This is a genomic window from Corynebacterium sp. HMSC062A03 (genome assembly GCF_001811145.1).
GTDB lineage: Bacteria > Actinomycetota > Actinomycetes > Mycobacteriales > Mycobacteriaceae > Corynebacterium > Corynebacterium aurimucosum.
The window spans coordinates 108768-117053 of the sequence record NZ_KV803690.1 but is presented as its reverse complement, the minus strand read 5'-3'; the positions used below and the strand labels follow the sequence as shown (position 1 = coordinate 117053).

Genomic DNA, 8286 nt, shown 5'->3' with positions numbered 1-8286 from the left:
CAAGTCCGGCTTCACGTGCTGCCGGAAGCAGCAAGAGCTACGGGATCCTTAAGCCCTTAAAGAGCGAAACCTGCCAACCGGATGAAGGTTTACGGGCACTCCGTCGTTCCTGGAAGACGCGTCTCCCTTTCTATACAGGCCAACGGACACCGGGATATGCGGACGGTTTAACGTGTCGTGAGCATTCGAGTGGGCACGGCTAGCGCGGTGCGAAGGCCGTATAGTCAGCGGGACTGGCGCCTGCTCCAACGGCGCGCTCGGCGGCCTTAAGGAAATCGGACACTACCTTGCGGTCATCAAGGTTACGGCCGGAAATCGATAGGCGCACGGTGTTGCCGCGCTGCGCGGAGCGCTCGGCAGCGCGGATGATGTTGCGGCGCCACCACTTGGCCGAACCGAAACCCTCACCAAAGGACAAGTTGCGGGCTTGGTGGAGCTCGCCGGTGCGCAGGTCATGGATGCCGCGGGTGGATGCAGCAAAGTCAAAATCAAACTCAGGAAGAACTTCTAGAGTTCCCTCCGACATACGCCAGCGCGGCGGCGCAAAGATAGTGGGTTCAAAGCCGATTCTGGCCATCTGCCGCGTCGCCCCCTTGAGGCGCAGACGCGCCTCGTGTGCATCCAGGTTTGCGAATTCCGCACGGCGGCCCTGAACTGCTTGGTCGAAGCCGTTGAGAATGAGCACTCGGCCCGATTCGGCTTGCTCCCGCAACCACGACTGTGTCGCCGAATCCTTAGCTAGGTGCCAATTGCCATCGATGTGTGGCGCTACAAGCAAGGACACCGGGATATCCGCTTTATCGAACTGCTCCAGCAGGTCAGCGGCCTGCCTTCGGGTGTCGTCGAAGATACTGGAAATCGAAACCAAAAGGTGGCCATGCATAAGGAAAATTATCGCACAGCCACCGTCCCGGCGCGCGCCGAGGGGAAGCCTCACTCCCCCACATGGGCGGCCTAGGATGCTGTGCGGCTCATTAGCCACACAGCTCAAGCGGGGAGCCTAAGACTCAACCCCCGTGGCCTGGTTAATCAACCACGCATACTCGAATGCCGCCTGCCGCCACTTGGCGTAGCGTCCGGACACACCACCATGGCCGGCGGCCATCTCAGTCTTGAGGAGGAATTCGCCACCGGTGGCAACGTCACGAAGCTTGGCCACCCACTTCGCCGGCTCCACGTAGAGCACGCGGGTGTCGTTAAGCGAGGTCAGCGCCAGGATATTGGGATACTTCTGCGGCGCAATGTTCTCATACGGTGAGTAAGAAGCCATGTAGTCATAGACCTCCGGGTCGTGGTACGGGTCGCCCCATTCTTCCCACTCCACCACCGTAAGCGGCAGCTCCGGCATGAGAATCGAGGTCAGCGGATCCACGAAGGGCACGTTGGCCTCGATGGCCTTAAACCGATCTGGCGCCATGTTCGCCACCGCGCCCATGAGCAGTCCACCGGCGGAGCCGCCCTCAGCCACCAAGGTGTCCGGCGTGGTCACCCGGCGCGCGATGAGGTCATCGGCCACCGCGATGAAGTCCGTAAACGTGTTCTTCTTAGCCAGCATCTTGCCGTCGTCGTACCAGTTGCGGCCCATCTCACCACCACCGCGCACGTGCGCCATGGCAAAGATCATGCCGCGGTCCATGAGAGACAAACGGAAGACCGAGAAATACGGGTCCATGTTCGCCTCATAGGAGCCGTAGCCATACAGCAGCGTCGGGTTCGGCTGCGTGCGGTCGAGGTCCGCGCGGTGCACGATGGACACCGGCACCTTCGTCCCGTCAGGCGCTTCAGACCAGACGCGGTAAGCCACGTACTCATCCTTGTCATAGCCGCCAGGGACTTCCTGTTCCTTCAGCAGCGTGTACTCGCCGGTGGCCACGCGGTAATCAAAGAGCTGGGCTGGCTGGATGAAGGAGGTATAGCTCACGCGCAGCACCGGCGCATCCCACTCCGGGTTGCCGGCCACGCCAACGGTGTAGAGCTCCTCGTTGAAGTTGAGCTCGTCGAAACGCGCCCACCCCTCCCGCACATCCATTACCGCGGCACGGCCAATGCCGCCGCGGCGGTAGCCCACGACGATCTGGTCGCGGTAACAATCCACGCCTTCAATGCGCACGGTGTCATCATGCGGCATGAGGACGGTGAGTTCGCGCAAGGCTGGAAGGTCATCGGAGACAGGACAGTAGCCTAAGGCAAAGTTGGGGCCGGTGGCATTGTGCGTGACAACCCAGTAGTCGGTGCCGTCCACCACCGCATGGTCGACGTCATAGTCCACGCCGGTCTCCCGCTCCCAGAGGCAGCGGAACTCCCCCTCGGGGTTGGACTGCTCGAGCACCCACGCCTCATTCGTCGTCTTCGAACCGGAGACAATCATGATGTACTTCTCGCTGCGGGTCGTACCCACACCAATGCCGAAGCGCGAATCCTCCTCGCGCATGACTACAACATCAGCCGACTGCGGGGTTCCCACGCGGTGGCGCCACACGGTGTCCGGCCGCCATGCATCATCGACGGTGGTGTAGAAGATGAACTCCTCCCCGACCCACGTCGCACCATAAAAGATGCCTTCCAGGCGGTCCTCCAACAGCTCTCCTGTGCGCAGGTCCTTGATGAAGAGCTCAAAGCGCTCGTCGCCGGCCACGTCCACGGAATAGGCCAGCAGGTCACCGGAATCGCTCACCGAAGAAGCACCCAGGGCGAAGAAGTCATGGCCTTCGGCGAGCGCGTTGACGTCGAGAAGCACCTGCTCCCCTTCCGGCGCCCCCTCCTCCGGGATGGTCGGCGGGGTCCACGGATCAGAACCTTCCGACACCGGGATGCGGCAGCTGTAGCCGTACTCCTGGCCCTCCTCGGTGCGCCCGTAGTACCAGTACTTACCGCGGCGCTGGGGCACGGACATGTCCGTCTGCTTAATGCGGGACTTGACCTCAGTGAAGATGTTCTCCGTCAAGGTGTCCAGGTGTGCGGTGCGCTCCTTGGTGTAGGCGTTTTCGGCCTCCAAGTATTCGCGGGTCTCCGGGGAGTCTTTCTCACGCAGCCACTCGTAGTTATCGATGAAGCTGCGGCCATGGAACTCACGGGTGACCGGGCGTTTCGCTGCGTGTGGTGCGTTCATTCAGCCTCCTTAAAAAGTGGTCCCGGACAGGCGTTCAAAGGCCTCAACATAACGCGCGCGGGTGGCCTGGACAACGTCATCCGGCAGGCGCGGCGGCGTGGACTCCTTGTCCCAGCCGGAGTCGGTGAGCCAATCGCGCACGTACTGCTTATCAAAGGAAGGCTGGACCTTGCCTTCCTCGTAGGTATCGGCCGGCCAGTAGCGCGAGGAGTCCGGGGTGAGGACCTCATCAGCTAAGACCAAAGTGCCGTGCTTATCGACGCCAAACTCGAACTTCGTATCCGCCAAAATAATGCCCTTCTCCTCCGCCAGCGCGGCGGCCGTGGCATAAATGCGCAGGGTGGCTTCGCGCAGCTGCTCAGCTCGCTCGCGGCCTAGCTTCTCCACAACGACGTCGAAGGAGACGTTCTCATCGTGGTCGCCCTGCTCCGCCTTGGTGGCCGGGGTGAAAATGGGCTCGGGCAGGCGGGAGGCCTCGGTCAGCCCCTCCGGCAGCCCGACGCCGCATACGCTGCCGGATGCCTTGTATTCCTTCAGCCCGGAGCCGGTGAGGTAACCGCGGGCGACGCACTCGAAGGGCAGCATGTCGAGCTTCTGCACCACCATGGCGCGGCCGAGTACCTCTTCGGGGATGCGCTCATCATCGAGCGGGCCGGCGAGGTGGTTAGGGAAATCAATGACGTCGAAGAAGAACTTCGAGGTCGCCGTAAGCACACGGCCCTTGTCCGGAATGGCGGGCTCCAGGGCGTGGTCGTAGGCGGAAATGCGGTCGGAGACGACCATGAGCAGGGTATTGTCGTCGATTTCGTAGATATCGCGCACCTTGCCGGAGGCGATGTGGGCATAGGAAGAAAGTTCTGGACGCATGACATACATCCTAGACCCGTCTAGACTGCTTCAAGATACATCCCAAGCATGAGGAGTTAAGCCTGTGCACTCTCGCATGATCTCCCTTTTGACCTCCGCTGCGTTGGTGGGCGGTACCCTGAGCGTGCCGGCGGCGCAGGCTGCCGATATCTCCGTGCGCGAATCTGACCACGGCCAATGGCTGTGCACGATGTCGGCCTCGGCCACGGATCGCGAGCTAGCCCGCGACGTCCGCGCTGGATATATCGCAACGATTAAGGCCACCTCGGAGCAGATTCAAGCGCAGTTCCCGAAGTTGGACTTCTCCGCGTATACCTCGCGCGATATCAGCAAGGCTCCGGGCTATGCGGCGACGGTGGCCGCGCTGGCCAAGGCCGGCTACACGGGCGCGGATATGCTCATCATCCTGGTCGGCGCCGCCGCTCCGGAGGCGCTCGTAGCGGATGAGTCGGTGCTGCTGCCGCAGGACGCCGAGTACTCCATCAATGCTGCTGCCGCCCGCGCAAAGAAGGGACCGGCGCCACTACTGTCGACGGGTAGCGATTTCAGCCCCAAGCTGCGCGCCGCTCTGGCAGAAAACCAGGCACAGGAGAAAGAAGCCGTTGACGCCTTCAACGCAGCGCAGGTGCAGTCTTTCGCTGAGTGCGTCGAGGAACTGCGCAGCCGCGGTGCGCAAGAAGGCATCCAGCCGGTGCCGGAGCTGCCCATTCCGGGCAAGACGACGCAGCAGCAAACCTCGTCCACGGGTGCTGCGGTTCTCGGCATCATGGCGGTACTCACCGCGCTGATGATCGGCGGCTACCTCGCCTCCAACGGGAAATCCCTCGGCGGCTTCGAGTTGCCGGTGCTGCGCATCCCCGGGATGACCTAAAAGCTAGTGCCGGGTGGCCCGGGACGTCGATAGAAGGTCGTTTCGATCAAATAGGGACCAGAAAATTCGGGCAACCTTAATTGATCGAAACGTACATGGACCGGGCCAGCGCGGTACGTTTTCGTAAATAGAGCCTCAAAAACTCACGTTTGAGAGGGCTTGTCTGCGAAAACGTACCGCGCCGGGTCGTCCCTTCACAGGGGATCCCCCGGCCGCGTGAGCTAGAGGATTTCGCCCGGGGTGTAGGCCGCGGCCTGCGGGTGCTGGTCAGCAATCGCCTTGATGCGGCCCAGAATCTGGCTCACCTGCGACTCGGCAGCACCGATGAAGGCGTGCTTATCCGACAGCGCGGCCTCGAGAGCGGCGGCATCGAGCGGCAGGCGCTCGTCGGCAGCCAGGCGCTCAATCAGGTCCTGCTCCCCGCCATTCTCGCGCATGTTGAGTGCTACAGCGACGGCGTTTTCCTTGATGACCTCGTGCGCGGTCTCACGGCCCACGCCTGCGCGCACCGCCGCCATGAGGATGCGGGTGGTGGCGAGGAAGGGCAGGTAGCGCTCTAGCTCACGGTCGATCATCGCCGGGAAAGCACCGAATTCTGCCAGCACGGTGAGGAAGGTTTCGAACATGCCGTCAATGGCAAAGAAAGCATCCGGCAAGGCAACGCGGCGCACCACCGAGCAGAAGACGTCGCCCTCGTTCCACTGCTGGCCGGACAGGTCCGCCACCATCGTCAGGTAGCCGCGCAGAATGACCTGGAAACCGCCGACGCGCTCGCAGGAGCGGGCATTCATCTTGTGCGGCATCGCAGAGGACCCAACCTGGCCCTCCTTGAAGCCTTCAGTCACGGTTTCGTTGCCGGCCATGAGGCGGATGGTCGTCGCCAGTGAGGAGGGCGCAGCACCAAGCTCCACCAGCGCGGAAACAGCATCGAAGTCGAGGGAGCGCGGGTAAACCTGGCCCACCGAGTTGAATACGCGAGAGAAGCCCAGGTGATCCGCAATGCGCGTTTCTAGCGCCGCGAGCTTGTCCTCGGATCCGCCCATGAGGTCAAGCATGTCCTGCGAGGTGCCCATCGGGCCCTTGATGCCGCGCAGCGGGTAACGGCTCAGCAGAGACTCCACGCGCTCGATGCCGAGCAGCAATTCGTCGGCAGCCGAGGCGAAACGCTTGCCCAGGGTCGTCGCCTGGGCGGCGACGTTGTGCGAACGGCCGGCCATCACCAGCGTCTGGTACTGTGCGGCGCGCTCACCGATGCGGGAGACCACCGCGATGGCTTTATCGCGGGTCAGCTCCAAAGAACGCAGAATCTGCAGCTGTTCCACGTTCTCCGTCAGATCACGCGAGGTCATTCCCTTGTGAATGTGCTCGCAGCCGGCCAGGGCGTTGAACTCTTCGATGCGAGCTTTAACGTCGTGGCGCGTGACGCGCTCACGCTCCGCGATGGAGGCGAGGTCGACGTTCTCAACCTGCGCCTCGTAAGCGGCGATAGCCGCAGCTGGGATGTCGACGCCGAGATCCTTCTGCGCCTTCATCACCGCAATCCACAGCTGGCGCTCCAGGATGATCTTGTGTTCTGGGGACCAGATTTCAGCCATCTCGGGGGAGGCGTATCGAGCGGACAGGACGTTGGAAATGTTCTTCTTTTCAGCCACGTCGCTCATTATTCCACGCCTCGCCCCAAAGGAGGCATTATCAGCGGATTAGATGCTGATCTGGCTCTTCTCCGCTGGCAGTGCGATGTCTGTGCGGAAGAAGCTGCCCTCCAGCTCGATGCCGCCGAGAATCTCGTAGGCGGCAGCACGGGCATCGGCGAGGGTGGCGCCGCGACCGAGGACGTTGAGGACGCGCCCACCGTTGGAGACGTAGCCGCCCTCCCCCGCAGTGGTGCCGGCATGGAGGATCCGGGTGGGGTCATCCAGGTCCGGCGAGGTAATCGGATCACCCTTGCGCGGGGAGGCCGGGTAGCCCTCTGCGGCCAGCACCACGGTAACGGCGTAGCCCTCTTCCCACTCCAGCGGCGCAAGTTCCGCCAGCTGTCCGGTGGCGGTGGCGTTCAGGACCTCTCCCAGTGGGGACTTCAGCAGGGCGAGCACCGCCTGTGTCTCCGGGTCTCCGAAGCGGGCATTGAATTCCACCACGGCTGGGCCTTCCTTGCCCCATGCCAGGCCGGCGTAGAGCAAGCCAGAGTAGGGAGTGCCACGCTTGACCATTTCTTTGGCCACGGGAACGCAGACTTCGTCGACGATGCGCTGGACGCCGTCGGCAGGCAGCCACGGCAGCGGCGTATAAGCGCCCATGCCGCCGGTGTTGGGGCCTTCATCGTTGTCATAGGCGCGCTTGTGGTCCTGCGCCGGCAGCAGCGGCACGACGGTCTCACCATCCACGAGGCAGAACAGGGAAACCTCCGGTCCGTCGAGGAAGGACTCGAGCAGCACTGGGTTACCCACGGCGTGAACCGCATCAACGTGCGCGCGGGCCGCGTCGCGGGACTCGGTCACCACGACGCCCTTGCCGCCGGCCAAGCCGTCGTCCTTAACCACGAAGTGCGGGCCGAAACGATCGAGGGCGGCCTCGATGTCCGCATCGCTGGTGCCGGGGGCGAGCTGCTCCGCGCGGGCGGTGCGCACGCCGGCGGCCGCCATGACATCCTTGGCAAAGGCCTTGGAACCCTCGATCTGTGCCGCGCTTGCCGACGGCCCGAAGACCGCAATGCCGCGCTCGCGCAGAGCATCCGCCACGCCTTTCACCAGCGGCACCTCCGGCCCAATGACGACCAGATCCGCGTCAATATCAACCGCCAGCTCCGTCATGCGCGCAGGATCGTCCACTTGGGAATACTCCGGGTGAATGGTGGCCTGCTTGGTATGTGCCGGGGAACCCGGTGCGATGTGCAAATCGGTAACAGAGGGATCAGATTTAAGGCCAGTGAGCAGGGCATGTTCGCGGCCGCCCGAGCCAATAACGAGAATGCGCATGCCGTCTATCTTAACTGGCGGTAGCCTAGGGGCCATGTCTTCCGTATTTACAAAGATCATCGAGGGCGAGCTGCCAGCTCGCTTTGTCTACCGCGACGAGAAATGCGTGGCATTTTTGTCCATCGAGCCGCTGCGTTATGGCCACACCTTGGTCGTGCCAGTCGAGGAGGTCGATAAGTGGACTGACCTCGATTCTCAGACTTGGGCGCACCTCAACGAGATTGCTCTAGAGATCGGTGGCGCCATTAAGACGGCCTTCGACACCCCGCGTACGGGCTACATCATCGCCGGCTTCGACGTTCCCCATACCCACATCCACCTCTTCCCCACCGAGAAGATGGAAGACTACGACTTCGCCAAGGCCTTCGCTGCCGACGCCACCGACCCCGCCGCCATGGACGAGGCCGCCGCGCGCATCCGCCAGCACCTCGGCACGGATGAGGACGGCCGCCGCAGCAACTAGG

At 62.9% G+C, this 8286-nt stretch carries 7 protein-coding genes; 2 read left to right on the top strand and 5 right to left on the bottom strand.

What is annotated here, in order from left to right:
- Window positions 1-199: 199 nt before the first annotated feature.
- From HMPREF2781_RS09480 to HMPREF2781_RS09470, 3 genes are all read right to left on the bottom strand, one after another.
- Complete coding sequence (locus tag HMPREF2781_RS09480) at window positions 200-883, bottom strand: DUF2334 domain-containing protein (protein ID WP_070446055.1); 684 nt, start codon at window positions 881-883, stop codon at window positions 200-202.
- A 117-nt stretch (window positions 884-1000) separates the two neighbouring features.
- Entirely contained in the window at window positions 1001-3109 is a 2109-nt protein-coding gene (locus HMPREF2781_RS09475) for a S9 family peptidase (RefSeq protein WP_070645610.1), read from the bottom strand.
- A 9-nt stretch (window positions 3110-3118) separates the two neighbouring features.
- Window positions 3119-3976 (bottom strand): phosphoribosylaminoimidazolesuccinocarboxamide synthase, encoded by an 858-nt coding sequence (locus tag HMPREF2781_RS09470; RefSeq protein WP_070645608.1) that lies wholly within the window; start codon window positions 3974-3976, stop codon window positions 3119-3121.
- Window positions 3977-4040: 64 nt separating this feature from the next.
- Here HMPREF2781_RS09470 and HMPREF2781_RS09465 point away from each other — a divergent pair, with 64 nt between their 5' ends.
- On the top strand, window positions 4041-4847 hold the full coding sequence (locus tag HMPREF2781_RS09465; protein ID WP_246821833.1) for a serine/threonine protein kinase: 807 nt from the start codon (window positions 4041-4043) through the stop codon (window positions 4845-4847).
- A 221-nt stretch (window positions 4848-5068) separates the two neighbouring features.
- Here HMPREF2781_RS09465 and purB read toward each other — a convergent pair whose 3' ends face one another.
- Together purB and purD are read right to left on the bottom strand one after the other, a co-directional pair.
- Window positions 5069-6508 carry an adenylosuccinate lyase gene (gene purB / locus HMPREF2781_RS09460; protein WP_070446043.1) on the bottom strand — a complete coding sequence of 480 codons (1440 nt, stop codon included), beginning with the start codon at window positions 6506-6508 and terminating at the stop codon, window positions 5069-5071.
- Window positions 6509-6547: 39 nt separating this feature from the next.
- On the bottom strand, window positions 6548-7822 hold the full coding sequence (gene purD / locus HMPREF2781_RS09455; protein WP_070645604.1) for a phosphoribosylamine--glycine ligase: 1275 nt from the start codon (window positions 7820-7822) through the stop codon (window positions 6548-6550).
- Window positions 7823-7856: 34 nt separating this feature from the next.
- Between purD and HMPREF2781_RS09450 the strand changes: the two genes are divergently transcribed.
- On the top strand, window positions 7857-8285 hold the full coding sequence (locus HMPREF2781_RS09450) for an HIT family protein (RefSeq protein WP_070645602.1): 429 nt from the start codon (window positions 7857-7859) through the stop codon (window positions 8283-8285).
- Window position 8286: the final 1 nt, after the last annotated feature.